The organism is Sorangium sp. So ce185 (genome assembly GCF_051526825.1).
GTDB classification, from domain to species: domain Bacteria; phylum Myxococcota_A; class Polyangia; order Polyangiales; family Polyangiaceae; genus Sorangium; species Sorangium cellulosum_D.
The window spans coordinates 9034564-9051399 of sequence record NZ_CP150316.1; the positions used below are offsets into that span (position 1 = coordinate 9034564).

Genomic DNA, 16836 nt, shown 5'->3' on the forward strand with positions numbered 1-16836 from the left:
GCGCCCGTCGCGCCCCGCTCCATGGCTCCTGCAGGGGGCGCCGTGCGCGCCCGTGACCTCGGCGTCGCGCCCGGGATCTTCGACCCGGGCCCGCTGAACGCGATCACCGACGTGCGCGGCGTGCGCGTCGGCCACGCTACCGTCGTCGAAGGCGACGCGATCCGCACCGGCGTCACCGCCGTCCTCCCGCACGGGGAGAATCTCTATCTCGATCGCGTCCCCGCGGCGATCCACGTGGGCAACGGGTTCGGCAAGCTCGTCGGCGCGACGCAGGTCCGCGAGCTGGGCGAGCTCGAGACTCCCCTCCTCCTCACGAGCACGCTCTCCGTGTTCCGGGCGGCAGACGCCCTCGTCGAGTGGATGCTGGAGCAGCCGGGCATGGAGGAGGTGCGCTCGCTCAACCCGGTCGTCGGCGAGACCAACGACGGCGTGCTCAACGCGATCCGGCGCCGGCCGATCACCGCCGCGCACGTGCGCGCGGCGCTCGCCTCGGCGCGCGAGGGGCCCGTGCCGGAGGGGTGCGTGGGCGCGGGCACGGGGACGGTCGCGTTCGGATGGAAGGGCGGGATCGGCACCGCCTCGCGGGCGCTGCCGCCGCCGCTCGGCGGCGCGTCCGTCGGCGTGCTCGTCCAGTCGAACTTCGGCGGCGTGCTGCAGGTGATGGGAGCGCCCGTCGGCGAGGAGCTCGGCCAGCACGCCTTCCGCGCGGAGCTCGATCCGGACCCGGGCGGCGGGTCCATCCTCATCGTGGTCGCGACCGACGCGCCGCTGTCGGATCGCAACCTCGGTCGCCTCGCGGCGCGCGCGCTCTTCGGCCTGGCGCGCACGGGCTCCTCCGCCGCCAGCGGCTCCGGGGACTACGCGGTGGCCTTCTCGACGAGCGCCTCGGTCCGGCGCCCCTCCGGCGCGAGACGGCTCGTGACGACGGAGCTCGCCAACGAGGAGACCTCGGCGCTGTTCCAGGCCGTGATCGAGGCGACCGAAGAGGCCATCTACAACTCGCTCTTCACGGCCGAGACCACCTCGGGAAACGGCCGTACGGTGGAGGCCATTCCGCTGGATCGCGTCCGTGAGGTGCTGTCCAGGTACGGCGTCCCGCGGCGCGACGGCCGCGCTCCGCGGGCCTGATCGGGAGGGCGCCGCAGGCGAGCCGGGCAGTGCTCGAAATTGAACATGAAGGCGGGAAGACGGGAAGAAAAAGAAAATCAATCGTCTTCCTGCCTTCCCGCCTTCATGTGAACTCTCTCCGGACGAATCTGAGCGCCACCGCGAGCCGGCTCGGCCCCATTTGTCCGTATGCCTGAGAGATCACATGACCTGGCGCAGGCGGCCCAGATACCACATCTCACGATGGCGAGTGGTCTGAGCCCAAGAATGCAGCGGTCGGTCCAAGCGTGGATGTCCGTGGTGCACCTCGTGTTGGCTTCCCAGGGCGCACGGCGCCGCGGGGCCGATTCCGGCCATGTCCTCGCGACCGCGTTCGACCACAAACGGGTCCGCCCCCGCAGTATCGTTACGAACGGGACGGACGTCGGGGGCTGATGGGAGCGCGCAGCAAGCGAGCCGACGCGGCGCCGCACCGCCATTTGTCCGTGGCGAAGCGCTGCACTTTTGGCAACATCAGGCCCCACGTCGGCGCCTCGGGAGCCGCCCGGCTTTCGAAGATCTCCCTATGCCCCAGAGCTCACGCTACCTCGTGCTGGAGGTCCTGCACACCGGGGCAGATACGATCCTCTACCGAGCCAGGCGCGCGGAGGATGGCCGGCCGGTCGTGCTCAAGGTCCTGCGGCGCGACCACGCGAGCCCCCACGCCCTCGGGCGGCTCCACCACGAGCACGAGGTGGCGAGCGGGCTCGCCGCGCCCGTCATCGTCAAGGCGCACGCGATCGAGGCGTTCGGCGACCAGGTGGCGCTGGTCCTGGAGGACTTCGGCGGCCGCTCGCTCGACCTGCTCCAGCGCGGGCCGATGCCGCTCGAGCGCTTCTTCCCCCTCGCCCTGCGCCTCTCCGCCGCGCTCGCCGAGCTGCACCGGCACCACATCGTCCACAGGGACATCAAGCCCCAGAACCTGCTTTACAACCCCGACACCGGGGAGGTGAAGATCACCGATCTCGGGATCGCCTGCACCTCGCCCCGCGGGCCGGAGGACCTCGCCCACGACGCGCTGATCGCGGGGACGCTCGCGTACATGGCGCCGGAGCAGACCGGCCGGATGAACCGCTCCATCGACGAGCGGTCCGACCTCTACTCCCTCGGCGTCACCTTCTACGAGCTGCTGACCGGCGCCCTGCCCTTCCAGGCGAGCGATCCCGTGGAGTGGGTGCATTGCCACATCGCCCTGACGCCGCCCCCGCCGCACGCGCTCGTCCCCTCGATCCCCCCGCAGCTGTCGGCGATCGTGCTCAAGCTCCTGGCCAAGGCCGCGGAGGAGCGTTACCAGAGCGCGCTCGGCCTGCAGCACGACCTCGACCGGTGCTTCGCCGACCTCCGGTCGCGCGGCGCCGTCGAGGCCTTCCCGCTCGGGCAGCGCGACGCCTCGGCTCGGTTCCAGATCCCGGAGCGGCTCTACGGCCGCGAGCGCGAGGTCGAGGCGCTGCTCGCCGTCTTCGAGCGCGTGGTGGCCCACGGCCGGCCGGAGCTCGTGCTCGTGTCGGGGTACTCGGGCGTCGGCAAGTCGTCGCTCGTGGCCGAGCTGCACCGGCCCGTCGTGCGCGAGCGGGGCTTCTTCCTCTCGGGCAAGTTCGAGCAGCTCAAGCGGGACGTCCCGTACCACGCCTTCCTCCAGGCGTTCCGCGGCCTCGTGCAGGAGATCCTGTGCGTGAGCGAGGAGGAGCTCGAGCGCTGGAGGCAGCGCCTGCGGGAGGCGCTCGGCGCGAGCGGCGGGCTGCTCGCCGGCGTGCTCCCCGAGCTCGAGCTGCTCCTCGGCCCGCAGCCGCCCGCGCCGGAGCTCCCCGCGGTCGAGGCCCGGCACCGGGTCCACGCGACGCTCCAGCGCTTCGTCGCGGCGTGCGTCCACGAGGAGCACCCGATGGTGCTCTTCCTCGACGATCTCCAGTGGGCCGACGCCGGGAGCCTCCAGCTGCTCGAGCAGCTCGTCACCTACGCCGAGGCCGAGCACCTCTTGCTGATCGGCGCCTTCCGGGACAGCGAGGTCGGCCCGGCGCACCCGCTCGCGCTCATGGTGGCCGACGCGCGGCGGCGCGGCGCCCTGGTCAGCGACATCGTCCTCGCGCCGCTCTCCGCGTCCGACGTCGGAGCGCTCGTCGCCGGCGCGCTCCACGCCCCGGCCGAGCAGGTCGAGCCGCTCGCCCAGCTCGTCCACGAGAAGACCGGCGGCAACCCCTTCTTCGCGATCCAGTTCCTGATCGAGCTGCACCAGGGGAGGCTCATCGCCTTCGACGCCGAGGCGGGCGCCTTTCGCTGGGACATCGCCGCGATCCGCGACAAGGGCTTCAGCGACAACGTCGTCGATCTGATGGTGGGCAAGCTGAAGCGGCTCTCGGCCCCGGCGCAGGACGCGCTCAAGCTCGCCGCGTGCCTCGGCAGCAGCCTGACGCTCGACACGCTCGCGGTGGTCGCGAAGCGCCCCGCGGCGGAGCTCTCCGAGGCGCTCTCGGAGGCCGCGCGAGAAGGGCTGCTGCTCCGCCGGAACGGCGCGTACCGGTTCGTCCACGACCGGGTGCAGCAGGCCGCCCGGGCGCTCATCCCGGCGGCGCAGCTCGCCGAGGTGCACCTCTGTATCGGCCGGCTGCTGCTGGAGGGGCGGAGCGCGGCGGAGCGCGAGGAGACGCTCTTCGACATCGTGGGCCACCTCAACCGCGGCGCCGCGCTCATCCGCTCTCCGGCAGAGCGGGCCGAGCTCGCCGCGCTGAACCTGCGCGCCGGCAGGAGGGCCGAGGCGGCGGCGGCCCACGAGACCGCCGCGTCCCTCTTCGCCGCGGGCACGGCGCTCCTCCCCGAGGAGCGCTGGGAGACGCATTACGAGCTCGCCTACGACCTCGGCCTGGAGCGCGCGCGCGCCGCGTACGTCACCGGCAGCTTCGACGAGGCCGAGCGGCTGCTCGCAGAGCTCACCGAGCGCGCGAGGAACAGGGCCGAACGGGCCGCGGTCGTCGAGCTCGCCGTCGCGCTGAACGCCACCCGCGGGCGACCCGCGCGCGCCGTGGAGATCGGGCTCTCGTGCCTCCGCGCCTGGGACATCGAGGTGTCGCTCCCCGTCACCGACGCGCTGGTCGAAGAGGAGACCGAGGCCGTCTGGCAGCTCCTGGGCGACAGGCGCATCGAGGGCCTGCTCGATCTGCCCTCCATGACACACCCGGAGATCAAGGTCGCGATGGGCGTCCTCCGGGGCGTCATCATCCCTGCCTTCTTCGTCGACCAGAACCTGCACTATCTGCTCGTCGTGCGCATGGTCAAGCTCAGCCTGCGCCACGGCAACGCGGAGACCTCCGCCCAAGCGTATGCCGCCTTCGCGAGGGTGCTCGCCCCGAAGTTCGGGAGATACGAAGAGGCGTATCTGTTCGGCAAGCTCGCCTACGACCTGGCGGACAGGAGCCCCGTCCTCGCCACGAAGGCCTCGGTGTTCACGCTGCTCGCGCAGCAGGTGATCTTCTGGACGCGCCACTACCGGGAGACCTTCTCCTATGCCCGCCTCGGCTTCAACGCCGCGGTCGAGTGCGGCGACTGGAACAACGCCTGTTACAACTGCATCTGGGCAGCGGCGTTCCCGCTGCTCTGCGGCGAGCCGCTGGAGGACGTCCTCCACCAGACCGAGGACCGGATGGGGTTCGTGCGCAGGGCCGGCTACACGTTCGTTCATGGCGCCCTGCTCGGCGTCCGGTACCTCATCCAGGCGCTGCGCGGGCGGCCGGTCGATTTTCCGATGCTGGACGGGTCCAAGCTCGACCAGGAGGCCTTCGAGGGCTGGCTCCTCTCAGGGGCCGCGGGCAGCGCGCACAGCATCTACTTCAGCCTGAAGGCGCAGGCGCGGTTCGTCCTCGGCGCTCCGGCCGAGGCGCTCGCGGCCTCGTCCCGCCTGGTCGTCGATTACGACTGGAGGAACGACGCCCACGCGCTCGTCGTCGAGAGCTTCTATGTCCACGCGCTCGCGCTCGCCGCGGTCTCGGACGAGGCGTCGCCGCCCGAGGAGCTCCCCCGAGCGCTGCTCGACTGCGAGCGGCAGCTCGGCGAGTGGGCGGAGAGCTGTCCCCCGAACTTCCTCCACAAGCACGCCCTCGTCTGCGCCGAGATCGCCCGGCTCCTCGGGCGGGAGGGGGAGGCCGCCCGGCGCTACGAGCAGGCCATCGCGTCGGCGCGCGAGCACGGCTTCGTCCAGCACGAGGCGATCGCCTGCGAGCTCGCCGCGGGGTTCTACCGCGCGCGCGGCCTGTCCACGCCCGCCGACGCTTACCTGCAAAAGGCCCGCGCCGCCTACTTCCGCTGGGGCGCCCACGCCAAGGTGGAGCAGCTCGACCAGCGTTATCCCTTCCTCGTCGAGCGCAAGCCGATCGCGCCCACGGTCACCTTCGCCGTGCGGGCCGAGCAGTTCGACGTCCTCTCGGTGGTCAAGGCCGCGCAGAGCATCTCCGGCGAGCTCAAGCTCCCGCGCCTGCTCGAGATGCTGCTGCGCATCGTGGTCGAGCACGCGGGCGCCGAGGAGGGCTATGTGCTCCTGGCCCGGGAAGATCGCCTGTCGACCGCGGCGGCGATCGCGGCGTCCGGCGGCGCGGCGCGGCTGCTCGACGCGGGCGAGGCGGAGGCGGCGGCGCTGCCGCGGTCCATCCTCAACTACGTTCGTCGCAGCCATGAGCGCGTGCTCCTCGACGACGCCGCCGCCCGGCACCCGTTCTCGGAGGACGCGTACTTCGCCCGGAAGCAGCCGAGGTCGGTGCTGTGCCTCCCCATCGTGCGGCAGGCCCGCTTGCTCGGCCTGCTGTACCTGGAGAACAAGCTCGTCGCTGGCGCGTTCACCCCGGCGCGGCTCAGCGTGCTCGAGCTGCTCGCCTCGCAGTCGGCCATCTCGCTGGAGAACGCCATGCTCTATTCCCAGGTCGAGCAGGAGAACGCCGAGCGCCGGCGGGCGGAGCAGGCGCTCCAGGCGAACCAGGCCACCCTCCAGGCGATCGTCGACAACTCGGCCGCGGCCATCTACCTGAAGGACCGCGAGGGCCGGTATGTGCTCGTCAACCGTCAGGCGGGCCACCTCGTGCGCCTGCCGCGCCAAGAGGTCCTCGGAAAGACCGACGCCGAGCTCTTTCCTGGGCCGACCGTCGGGACCCTCCAGGACAACGACCGGCGTGTGTTCGACGCGGGCGAGCCGCTGGAGTGCGAGGAGGAGGTGCAGCTGGCGGACGGACCGCGCACCTTCCTGTCGGTCAAGTTCCCGCTCGGCGAGGGGGTCATGTCGGGCGTGCTGTGCGGCATCTCCACCGACATCACCGAGCGCAAGCGGGCCGAGCGGGCCGAGCGCTTCCTGGCCGAGGCGAGCCGCAGGCTGATGGCCCTCGGCTACAGCGCGACCCTCGAGAGCGTGGCCCAGCTCGCGGTCCCCGAGCTGGCCGACCGGTGCGTCGTCGACATGCGCCTCGATCCCGACGCCCCGGGGCACACGGCCATCGCAGGCGTGCCCGCGGAGCTCGTCGATGCCGTGAGGGACGCGGTGCGGCCCCTAACGACGGCGGCGCCGGCGCCGCCCGAGGTCGGCGACCTCGGCGCCGCGCCGCTCCTCGGGCAGCTCGGCGTTCACGCCTTCATCCGGGTTCCGCTCCTCGCGCGCGACCGCTGCTTCGGGGTCATGCTCCTGCTGCTGATGGGGCCTCAGCGCCGTTACGGCCCAGCCGACCTGTGGCTGGCCGAGGAGCTGGGCGCCCGCGCGGCGCTGGCGCTCGACAACGCCCGTCTGTTCGCCGAGGCCCAGCAGGCGATCGAGCGGCGGGACGAGTTCCTCCTCGTCGCTTCGCACGAGCTCAAGACCCCGCTGACCTCGCTCAAGATGCAGGCGCACCTCATCGAGCGGCTGCTGCGGCGCTACCAGCGCTCCGAGCTCGCCCCCGAGCGCCTCGACGCGGCGCTGCAGGTCTTGAATCGGCAGATCGCGCGGCTCGCGCACCTCGTCAACGAGCTGCTCGACGTCACGCGGCTGAGCGCCGGGCAGCTGACGCTCGCGCGCGCGCCGGTCGATCTGGCGGCCCTGGTGCGCGAGATCGTCGAGCGGATGAGCCAGCAGCTCGCCGACGCCCGCTGCGGCGTCCAGCTCGATCTGGACGAGGCCGTGGTCGGGCGCTGGGATCCGTCGCGCATGGAGCAGGTCCTCATCAACCTCCTGTCGAACGCGATGAAATATGGCGCCGGCGGCCCGATTCACGTCATGGTGCGCGGCCAGGCCGATCGGGCCCTGCTCGTGGTCCGCGATCACGGTATGGGCATCGCGGAGGCGGATCAGGCGAGGATCTTCGAGCGCTTCGAGCGCGCGGTGTCGGTCCGGAACTTCGGCGGCCTCGGCCTCGGGCTCTACATCGTCCGATGGATCGTGACCGCGCATGGCGGCACCATCCGCGTGGAGAGCGCGCCGGGCGCCGGCGCCACGTTCATCGTGGAGCTCCCCTTGCACGCGGCCGAGGCGGAGACCGACACGGACGGCCTGGGCGCCGCGCGCCCGCCGGCGTGATGCGTTCGATAGGGATCGCTCGCGCCGACAGGCCAGCTTCGCGGCCGTCGCGGCGGCGGGTGGTGCACAAATCTGCCCGGAGAGAGCTCACATGAAGGCGGGAAGACAGGAAGAGCACTGATCTTTTCTTCCCGCCTTCCCGCCTTCCCGCCTTCATGTTCAATTTTGAGCACTGCCCGGCGGCGCACGCCCTGAGCTCTCGCCGGCTCTCCGTGGTCCGACGTCTGACCGCCCGAGCCCGTCGTCCGGCGCTCCGGCGCCGCCGCCGCGCCTCACGCCGGAGGCGCGGAGAGCGCCTCGACCAGCGCGTCGCCGAGGTGAGCGGCGTCGTTCCAGACGACGACGCGATAGCCGCTCTTCGGGTCGTGCTCGATCAGGGAGACGCCCGTGTTCGCCGGCACCTGGAGCGCCTTCAGCCCGCTCCCGTCCATCTGGAGCATCCGCCCGACCGCGGTCTTGATGGCCGCGCCGTGGGAGACGACCCCGACCGCCTCGCCGGCGTGCCGGGCCGCGATCCGATCGAGCGCGCGCATCATCCGATCGCCGAGCTCCGCGTATGTCTCGCCGCCCCCGCGCCGGACATCGACGCCGCTCCGCCATGCGGCCCACTCCTCCGGGAAGCGCGCCTGCACCTCGCCGCGGCTGAGCCCCTGCCAGGCGCCGAGGCTCACCTCCCGCAGCGCAGGGTCCGCGGCCGCCCGGAGGCCCAGCGCCGAGGCGAGGCGCGCCGCCGTCTCCTCGGCGCGCTCGAGGTCGGAGCAGTAGACGGCCGCGAGCCGGAGCCGCGCGCCGGCGAACCGCGCCGCGAGCCGCGCGGCCTGCTCGCGCCCCCGCGCGTTGAGCCCGCGCCCCGCCTGTCCCTGGAACACCTGCGCGCGGTTGTCGTCGGTCTCCCCGTGCCGGATGAGCATCAGCTTCGTTGTGGCGTGCACGATGGGCCGCACTGTAGCAGGGCGCGCGGCGGCGCGGCGCGTCGCCGTGCCTTTCTGCCACGCGCCGGCCGGCGCCGAGCCATCGTGCCACAGCGCGCGGGTAGCCAGTTTGTAAGAGGTCCTCGCTTACCCGCTGGCCGCCCAACAGGTACGCGGCGTGCTTCGGTCCTCGTCCGAACAAGGTCATCCAGCGAGGGTTCCGGGCGGAGGGCGCTCCCCGACGCACCCGGGGCCTCTCTTGCGGAAAGGGTCGCTCGCATGAAACGGCAATTTGCGCCTTTGCTCATCCTGTTCCTCGTCGCGGCGTGCGGCGAGGAAGGCGGCGTTCAGCCCGCCGACGTCCAGGCCGGCTCCGGAGGGAGCGGCGGCGCGCCATCGGATCAGGGCGCGCAGGCAGGAGGGGGCGGCCAGGGCGCAGGCGGCGGCAGCAGCGGCGAAGGCGGCAGCGGCGGCGAGGGCGGCAGCGGCGGCGAGGGCGGCGGCGGCGGCGAAGGCGGCAGCGGCGGCGAGGGCGGCAGCGGCGGCGCCGGGGGGTACAGCCCGGAGAACGACAACACCTTCCGGCCCGAGGAGCGGCCGTTCTCCGACGAGCTGCTCGAAAAGCTCAAGACGAAGCCGGGGTTCACGATCAGCGTGTTCGCGAGAGGGGCCGACAATGCGCGCATGATGGAGCTCGCCCCCGGCGGCGGGGTGTACGTTACGCGGCCGACGACCGGGGACGTGCTGCTCCTGCGCGACACCGACGGCAACGGGGCGGCGGACGAGTCGACGAAGGTGTTCACGGGGGGTCCGGGCTTCGAGACCCTGCACGGCATCGCGCTCGACGCCGAACGCGACACCATGTACCTGGCGACGGCGACGAGCCTTTACGCCGCCCCCATCGACGACGACGGCCGCCTCGGCGACGCGTCGACCTTGATCACCGATCTGCCCGACGGCGGCCAGCACGGCAAGCGCACGATGCGCTTCACCCCCGACGGGACATCCCTCCTGTTCTCGGTGGGCAGCAGCTGCAACGCGTGCGCCGAGACGAACCCCGAGCACGCCGCCCTGCTGCTCATCGACCCATCGCTCGGCCCCCAGACGCAGCAGGACCGCACCGTCTTCGCCAAGGGCCTGCGCAACACCATCGGCTTCGACTGGTACCCGGGCACCGACGAGCTCTGGGGCATGGATCACGGCAGCGACCAGCGCGGCAACGTCGTGCCTCCCGAGGAGCTCAACCGGCTCGTCGAGGGCAACAACTACGGCTGGCCTTATGTGTACTCGAGCGGCCCCGGCGAGCGGGGGCTCGATCCGATCATGGACGACCCGCCCGACACGACGAAACAGGAATACGCCGCCGCCACCGAGCCCGCGGTGCTCATCTACGACGCGCACAGCGCGCCCATCGATTTCCGCTTCTACACGGGCGACCAGTTCCCGGCCGAGTACAAGAACGACGCGTTCGTCGCGATGCGCGGCTCGTGGAACCGTTACCCGCCGGTGGGCTACAAGGTGGTGCGCGTCCTCTTCGACGACGCGACCCACACGCCGACGGGCTTCGAGGATTTCATCACCGGATGGCTGATCGAGGACGGCCGCGCCACCTTCGGCCGCCCCGCCGGGCTCCTCCAGATGCCGGACGGGTCTCTCCTCGTGAGCGACGACACGAGCGGCATCATCTACCGCGTCTCGTACACCGGTCAGTGAGGTAGGGCGCCCGAGCAGGGAGCCTGTCGCTCTGGCCCTGGGATGCCTCCTCGAGCGCGAGCTTCGACGTGAAGCGCGCGCTCGGAAACAGCAGGAATGCGAGGACCGGCGAGAGCGCCGCCAGGACGGCCGCCAGGCTGAAGTGCAGCGGATAGCCGAGGCGCCCCGCGGAGAACCCGCTCGCCGCCGAGGCGACCCCCGTGGCGATCACCATCGCGCTCGCCTGGAGGGTGTAATCCGTGGCGGCGCTCTCCCGATCGGTCCAGTCCATCATGCACGTGAAGAGCGCCGCCGTCGCCATCCCGCCGGCGAAGTGCTCGAACGCGCAGAGCGCCGCCAGCAGCGGCACCCCTGCCTCGGCCCGGGCGGCGTACGCGTACCCGAGCACGCTCGCCGCCTGGAGGACGGCGAAGCCGACCAGCGACGAGCGCCGCCCGAGCCGCAGCACCAGCGCCCCGCCGGCGAGCGCGCCGAGCAGCCCCGCGACGAACCCCACCGCCCCAAGGAGCCACCCGATGTCCGCGAGGGAGAGGCCGAGATCGGTGAGGAACGGCCGCAGCATGCCCACCGCGAAGGCGTCGCCGAGCTTGTACACGACGATGAGCGCGAGCACCTGCCGGGCATGGGGGCGCTTCCAGAACGAGGTGGCGATGGCGACGACCGAGGAGGAGCGAGCGCCCTCGCGCCCACTCGCCGCCTCGCGGGCGAGCAGCGTGGGAATGCTCAGCAGGGCAATGGACAGCGCCATGAGCGCGAAGGTGAGCCCCCAGCCCAGCCGGTCGAAGAGGACGAGCAGCGCCCCGCCGCCCACGATCATCCCGGCCCGATACCCGGCCACCTGGATGCCGTTGGCCAGGCCCCGCTCGCCCGGCGCCAGGAGATCCACCGCCAGGCCGTCCGTGGCGATGTCCTGGGTCGCGGAGAGCAGGTTGACGATCAGCACCGCCGCGAGCACCGAGGAGAGCCCCTCCCCCGGGTCCCGCAGCGCGAGCAGCCCGAGCGCCGCGATCGTGAGCCCTTGCAGGGGCAGGATCCACGAGCGGCGGCGCCCGAGCCGGGGGAAGAAGAAGCGATCGACGAGCGGCGCCCAGAGGAACTTGAGCGCCCACGGGAGCGCGAGCAGGGAGGCGAGCCCGATGCCCTCGAGCGAGATCCCCTGCTTGCGCAGGAGGACCGGGAGCGCCTGGGTGAAGAAGCCGAACGGGAGCCCCTGGCACATATACAGCGACGCCAAGAGCCCGAGACGTCGCCAGGACAGGTGGGGAGAGCGCATCAGCGGGTCGCCTTCCTGGCGGCGGAGGAGAGGCCGAGGAGCCCCGACGCCATCGCCCACGTCGCGCCGGCGGCCGAGCCCGGGGGGATGAGATCGCGCGCCGTGGCGGCGAGCACGAAGTACCCCTGAATGGCGGCCACGATCGCCGCAGCCGCGGCGTCCACGTCGCCCCGCGCGCAGGAGAACACCCGCGCCCGCGCGCCGCGCCGCACGATCGCGGCGAGCTTCTTCACCGCGCCCTCGAGCGCGCCCGCGAACGCCTTCCGGACATCGGCGTCCCGGAGCGCCTCGCCGCTCACGCAGATCCAGCAGGCGAGCGCCCGCGGGTCGGCCCCCTCGCCCACCCGCAGGTGCGCGTCGATGAACGCGCGGAGCTCGGCCTCCGGATCGCCCGCCGCGGCGGCGAGCCGCCGCTCGATCCGACCCTCATGGTCCCGCGCGAGCAGCTCGACGGCGGCGAGCAGGATCTCTCGCTTGCTCTCGAAGTGGTAGTGGACCAGCCCCGGCGCGATGTGGGCCGCCGCGGCGACGGCCCCGATGGACGCCCCCTCGTAGCCGCGCTCCGCCATGACCTCCAGGAGAGCGCGCGCGATCTGGGCTCGACGTTCCGCGGTGTTCGAGGGGCGAGGCATCCTGCCGCTCCTGCGCTCGCTGGCGCCGGTTTGTTGGTTGGTCGTACAACCAACTTATGAAGCGGCCTCAGCCGCCCGTCAAGGAGGGGCGCGGGCCGCTCGAGCAGGATCGCGCCGGGCGAGCTGCATGGGCGGCGGGTAAGCTACGGCGTCTCGCCATCAAGGAGCTCGATCGATGACGTCGCGTCCTCTCTCGCTGATGATCGCAGGGCTGCTCTCCTGCGCCGGCCTCGTGTCCGCGTCCTGCGCGCCGTCGTCGCCCCCCGGCGACGCGGGCGGCCAGGGCGGCGGCGGGGCGGGCGGCGCTGGCGGTGAGGCCGGCGCCGGGGGCCAGGCCGGCGCTGGCGGCGAGGCCGGCGCTGGCGGCGAGGCCGGCGCAGGCGGCGAGGCCGGCGCAGGTGGCGAGGCCGGCGCAGGTGGCGAGGCCGGCGCAGGTGGCGAGGCCGGCGCAGGTGGCGAGGCCGGCGCAGGCGGCGCCGGCGGGAGCGGGCCGGGGGACGGCGAGTCCGAGCTCCTCTCGGGGCGGGACGAGGCCAGCGCGCCTTTCAGGGCGGTGGGCCGGCTGAGCGGCGGGCTCGGCTCCGGGGCCTGCACGGCGTTCCTCGTCGACCCCGCGGGGCGCCCCGAGGCGCCGGCCCACGTGCTCACGAATGCTCACTGCACCCACGAGTGGGCCGCGGAGACCGCGGCAAACGCGGTGTTCGTGGACACCGAGGCGACCCCGGAGCTGCGGATGATCTTCAATTATTTCCGCGACACCGAGGGCGCTCAGGTGGAGGTGCCGGCGAAGGCGATCCGCTATGCGACGATGAAGGGCACCGACCTCGCGGTGGTCGAGCTCGACACCACGATCGGCGCCCTCGCGGAGCGCGGCGTCGTCGCGCTCGGGCTCGCGCCCTCGGCGCCGCCGCCGGGGGGGCGCGTGTCGGTGGTGGGCGCGCCGCAGCTCGACGTGGAGTTCCTGCGGCGCGCCCGCTGCAGCGAGGAGGGCACCTTCGATATCGTCGAGTATCGCTGGCACTGGTTCGGCGCGCACCGGAACCGCTGCGCCGACATCGCCAACGGCAGCTCGGGCTCGCCTTTGCTGGACGACGCGCAGCGGGTCTATGCGGTCGTCAACACCACGACCCTGGGGAGCCCGCCCGACGGCGACTGCTTCCTCGGCAGGCCTTGCGAGGTCGGCGCGCCCCCCGGCGTGTCGGTCGAGGGCGCGAGCTACGCCGTCGACGTCACCGGCGTGAGCGCCTGCTTCGGGGACGACGGCCGCTTCGCGCTGGATCGCGAGGGCTGCGCCCTCGACGCCGGCCGGGCGCTCGACGTGCTGACCTACCCCGCTCCCCGCGAGCGGCCGAGCGATCCGGCGACGGGCGCGACGAACACCTGGGAGGTGACGCTGGGCGCGCGGGACGCGCTCGGGTTCTTCCGCTACAAGCTGGGGCGCGCCGGCGAGGTCGACTGCCGCCGTCAAGAGGGCTACTCGGCGCCGATCAAGCTCGATTCCCAGGACCTGTCGGCCATCGCGCTGCCCGAGGCCGAGGGGGTCCACCTGCTCTGCGCGATCGCCGGCCCGACCGCGACGCCCGACGCCGCGTGGCAGCCGCTCTCGTTCCCCACGATCGTCCTCACCACGATCGACACGACCCCGCCGTCGCGCCGGCCCGCGCTCTCGCGCGGGGGCGACGCCGCCGAGGGCATGCGCGTCGAGCCGATCTTCTCCCTGCCGGAGCACGCGGATTTCGAGTACCTCTTCGGCCCCCCGGACACGACCGATTGCGACGATCCGGCGGCCGAGTGGCGCAGGTACCGGCGGATCCCCATCTTCCTCGACCCCCGCGACCTGCCGGCCCGGTTCTGCGTGCGCCCGACGGACTGGGTGGGCAACGTGGGCGAGCCGTTCGATTACCTGCTGCCCGAGTGAGCCGCGTCGCCCGCCGTCAGAGGCCGGACATCCCCGACGTCACGCCGGTCTCGGCAGCACGAACTCTTCCGCCGCGAGCCCCTTGAACACGGTCGGCCCCGTCCGGCGGAACCCCAGCTTCTCCAGCACCCTGACCGACGCGGTGTTCTCGAGCATCGCGTGGGCGACGAGGCTCGGGAGCCCGAGCTCCTCGAACGCATACCGGATGCACGCCGCGCCCGCCTCGGTCGCGTAGCCTTTGCCCCAGTGCTTCCGGAAGAAACGATATCCGAGATCCGCGAGTCCAAGCTCCTCGTGCCACCTCAGCCCGCACCAGCCGAGCTTCTCCCCCGTCTCCCGGTCCGAGGCGACGAACCGGCCCATGCGGAAGGCCTCGAACTGGTGCGCGAGCCGCGCGATCACCGCGCGCGCCTCGTCCTCGCTAGCGAACGCAGGGTCGCCCGTGTAGCGGATCACCTCGGGATCGGCGTTCAGCTGCATCATGAAGGGGACGTCGGAAGGCCGGTGGGGGCGGAGGCTCAGGCGTTGCGTCGTGAGGACAGCGGGGGTTTCGTCAGGCTCGTTCCTGTCGAGGGCGACCATCCCGCCATCTTACCGGGTCCGCCACGGCGATGCACCGCGGGGTCGGCCAGGCGCAGCATCGCGTCGGCCCCGGCCCGCGCGTGGCACAGCGCGGCCGCGGTCGCGCCTCGAGCCTACGCGGCCGGCGCGTGGCGCGCTCGACGGCGGCCGCCCTCGTCGGGCTGTGCCGCGGGCGTCCGGTGCGACGACGATGTCAGGCCAGCGAGCGCTCGCCGTCCGCGAGCCTGCGAGCCCTCCGCGCCGTCCTCGCCGGCACAGAACTTGTTGGGTGAGGACGCATATGGCCTCTTCGAACCCCATCGACAAGATCCTGCTTCGTGTCCTGTCGCTCTCGCTCGCGCCCCTCGTCGGCGGATGCGGGATCGACACCAGCGTCTTCGAGCCCATCCCTTGCGCGAGCGAGGGGCGCACCCCGTACCTGACGGGCGCCGAGCCCGGGGCTCCTGCCGATTACGTAGAGCTGAGAGTGACAGCGAGCCCGTCGGGCGCGGCGACGCCGAACGCGCTCGAGTCGGTGGGCGAGAAGTGCTCCGGGGCGGCGGACAGGCCCGCATGCGAGGAGGAGATCGCGGCGGCCACGTCGACGAAGGGGTTCCGCCTCGGGGACTGCGTGGATTTTTGCCCGGAGCACATCCTGATCGTCAACGCGGGCGACGAGGTGACGGTCCTCGATACGCGGGACGCGGTGAGGGCGTGGCTCGGCCCCGTGGACGCGCCCGCGGACGCGGTGCTCGCCGCGTCGCTGGCAGGCTACACCGTCCGCTGCGGCAAGCCCGACGAGGGCGGCGTCCGGCCTGACGGCGACGCGTACGAGGTCCTCGCGACGCGGTACACGGCGACCTGCGCTCCGATCGAGCGCACGCTCTATGTGCTCGGGGTCGACGCGGGCGGCGGCGTGCATGAGCTGGAGACCGAGGTGATCGAGTCCGAGTCCGGCGCCTGCGTCGGCCGGAGGCCGGCGGGGCTGCTGCGGGCCGCGGGCCGGGGCGCGACGCCGGTGGGGGCGTACTTCGCGAACGTGGCGCGGCTCGAGGCGGCGAGCGTCTGGGCCTTCGATGTGCTCGGGCGCGAGCTCGCCCACCACGGGGCGCCGCGGCCGCTCGTGGAGCGGGCGCGCGCCGCCGGGCGCGACGAGGTGCGGCACGCGCGCGTGATGCGGCGCCTCTCGGCGCGTTACGGCGGCCGCTGGCAGCCGCCGCGGGTGGAGCCGAGGCCGGTCCGATCGCTGGAGGAGCTCGCGATCGACAACGCGACCGAGGGGTGCGTGCGGGAGACGTACGGGGCGCTGGTCGGCATGTGGCAGGGGCGCTTCGCGCGCGATCCGCTGGTCCGGCGCGTGATGACGCGCGTCGCGCGCGACGAGGCGCGGCACGCGAAGCTCTCGTGGGCGATCGACGTCTGGGTGCGGCCGCGGCTCTCGGCCGCCGAGCTGCGGCGCGTCGACGAGGCGCGGCGCGAGGCGCTCTCGGCGCTCGAGGAGGAGGCGCGGCGCGAGGTGGATCCGGCGCTCGTGGCCCACGCCGGGATGCCGGGCCGGGAGGCGGCGAGGAGGCTCTCGCGGAATTTCGCGGAGGCGATCGCCGCGGGCGTGGGCGCCTAGCGGGGGCTAGCGCCGAGCGAATCCGCGGTGCCTCTCGCGTTCGCCAGAGGCCTCCGTCGCCAACCTAGAAATCCAGAGAACAAGAGAAGACGAATCACAGAGGCACAGAGGGCACAGAGAAGAAGAGGAGAAGGAGCTCTTTCTCGCTCTCTCCTCTGTGCCCTCTGCGCCTCTGTGGTTCATTTTTTCTCTTCGAACACCTGGCCCGCACGCCGAAGGTGTATCCAGACAAGATAGACGCCAAGGACGCCGAGGGGGTCGACGTCCTCTCGTCTTGGCGCCCGCGGGTCCAAGCTCCTCTCGTCTGAGCACCGCGACGCGCGGGCCGCTGCTTCTCCAGGCATTCGCCGCGCGCTGGCCTCGTTCTGATTCCGCGACGCGCCCGGGCTTCGCGGGCGCGGCCGCCGCCCAGCGCTCCACGCATACGCGGCCGCGGATCGACAGGAGCCCTGATCGTCAAGCCCTCGGCAGGGGGCTTGGTGAGCCGCCCCCATCAACTTAGGATCGCTCCAGACACAGCGGGTTGGCGACTGGAGCCTTC

General features: G+C 72.6%; 9 protein-coding genes. 5 read left to right on the plus strand and 4 right to left on the minus strand.

The features are described from left to right. The first annotated feature begins 21 nt into the window (after positions 1 to 21). Together WMF26_RS33025 and WMF26_RS33030 are read left to right on the plus strand one after the other, a co-directional pair. Complete coding sequence (locus WMF26_RS33025) at positions 22 to 1128, plus strand: P1 family peptidase (RefSeq protein WP_437995966.1); 1107 nt, start codon at positions 22 to 24, stop codon at positions 1126 to 1128. Between the two features lie 544 nt (positions 1129 to 1672). Further along, positions 1673 to 7666, plus strand: coding sequence for an AAA family ATPase (locus WMF26_RS33030; protein WP_437995967.1), 5994 nt, complete (start codon positions 1673 to 1675; stop codon positions 7664 to 7666). 272 nt (positions 7667 to 7938) lie between these two features. Here WMF26_RS33030 and WMF26_RS33035 read toward each other — a convergent pair whose 3' ends face one another. Further along, on the minus strand, positions 7939 to 8598 hold the full coding sequence (locus WMF26_RS33035; protein WP_437995968.1) for a histidine phosphatase family protein: 660 nt from the start codon (positions 8596 to 8598) through the stop codon (positions 7939 to 7941). 258 nt (positions 8599 to 8856) lie between these two features. On the opposite strand from WMF26_RS33035, the gene WMF26_RS33040 reads away from it, so the two are divergent. After that, entirely contained in the window at positions 8857 to 10290 is a 1434-nt protein-coding gene (locus WMF26_RS33040; protein WP_437995969.1) for a PQQ-dependent sugar dehydrogenase, read from the plus strand. On the opposite strand, the gene WMF26_RS33045 is transcribed toward WMF26_RS33040, so the two are convergent. Together WMF26_RS33045 and WMF26_RS33050 are read right to left on the minus strand one after the other, a co-directional pair. Continuing rightward, positions 10259 to 11563: an MFS transporter gene (locus tag WMF26_RS33045; protein ID WP_437995970.1), complete on the minus strand. Its 1305-nt coding sequence runs from the start codon at positions 11561 to 11563 to the stop codon at positions 10259 to 10261. The genes WMF26_RS33040 and WMF26_RS33045 overlap by 32 nt on opposite strands. Next, positions 11563 to 12195 (minus strand): TetR/AcrR family transcriptional regulator, encoded by a 633-nt coding sequence (locus WMF26_RS33050; RefSeq protein WP_437995971.1) that lies wholly within the window; start codon positions 12193 to 12195, stop codon positions 11563 to 11565. Before WMF26_RS33050 ends, WMF26_RS33045 begins: the two co-directional genes overlap by 1 nt. Positions 12196 to 12370: 175 nt before the next feature. Here WMF26_RS33050 and WMF26_RS33055 point away from each other — a divergent pair, with 175 nt between their 5' ends. Continuing rightward, positions 12371 to 14113: a trypsin-like serine peptidase gene (locus WMF26_RS33055; protein ID WP_437995972.1), complete on the plus strand. Its 1743-nt coding sequence runs from the start codon at positions 12371 to 12373 to the stop codon at positions 14111 to 14113. 39 nt (positions 14114 to 14152) lie between these two features. Here the strand turns inward: WMF26_RS33055 and WMF26_RS33060 are convergent, their stop codons facing one another. Beyond that, positions 14153 to 14695 (minus strand): GNAT family N-acetyltransferase, encoded by a 543-nt coding sequence (locus tag WMF26_RS33060; protein ID WP_437995973.1) that lies wholly within the window; start codon positions 14693 to 14695, stop codon positions 14153 to 14155. A 280-nt stretch (positions 14696 to 14975) separates the two neighbouring features. Between WMF26_RS33060 and WMF26_RS33065 the strand changes: the two genes are divergently transcribed. Next, positions 14976 to 16295: a ferritin-like domain-containing protein gene (locus tag WMF26_RS33065; protein ID WP_437995974.1), complete on the plus strand. Its 1320-nt coding sequence runs from the start codon at positions 14976 to 14978 to the stop codon at positions 16293 to 16295. Positions 16296 to 16836 lie beyond the last annotated feature (541 nt).

What these genes read in the sequence shown, in the direction of transcription:
- WMF26_RS33025 (WP_437995966.1), top strand. Translation starts at nt 22, where the DNA reads ATGGCTCCTGCAGGGGGCGCCGTGCGCGCCCGTGACCTCGGCGTCGCG.
- WMF26_RS33030 (WP_437995967.1), top strand. Translation starts at nt 1,673, where the DNA reads ATGCCCCAGAGCTCACGCTACCTCGTGCTGGAGGTCCTGCACACCGGG.
- WMF26_RS33040 (WP_437995969.1), top strand. Translation starts at nt 8,857, where the DNA reads ATGAAACGGCAATTTGCGCCTTTGCTCATCCTGTTCCTCGTCGCGGCG.
- WMF26_RS33045 (WP_437995970.1), bottom strand. Translation starts at nt 11,563, where the DNA reads ATGCGCTCTCCCCACCTGTCCTGGCGACGTCTCGGGCTCTTGGCGTCG.
- WMF26_RS33050 (WP_437995971.1), bottom strand. Translation starts at nt 12,195, where the DNA reads ATGCCTCGCCCCTCGAACACCGCGGAACGTCGAGCCCAGATCGCGCGC.
- WMF26_RS33055 (WP_437995972.1), top strand. Translation starts at nt 12,371, where the DNA reads ATGACGTCGCGTCCTCTCTCGCTGATGATCGCAGGGCTGCTCTCCTGC.
- WMF26_RS33060 (WP_437995973.1), bottom strand. Translation starts at nt 14,695, where the DNA reads ATGGTCGCCCTCGACAGGAACGAGCCTGACGAAACCCCCGCTGTCCTC.
- WMF26_RS33065 (WP_437995974.1), top strand. Translation starts at nt 14,976, where the DNA reads ATGGCCTCTTCGAACCCCATCGACAAGATCCTGCTTCGTGTCCTGTCG.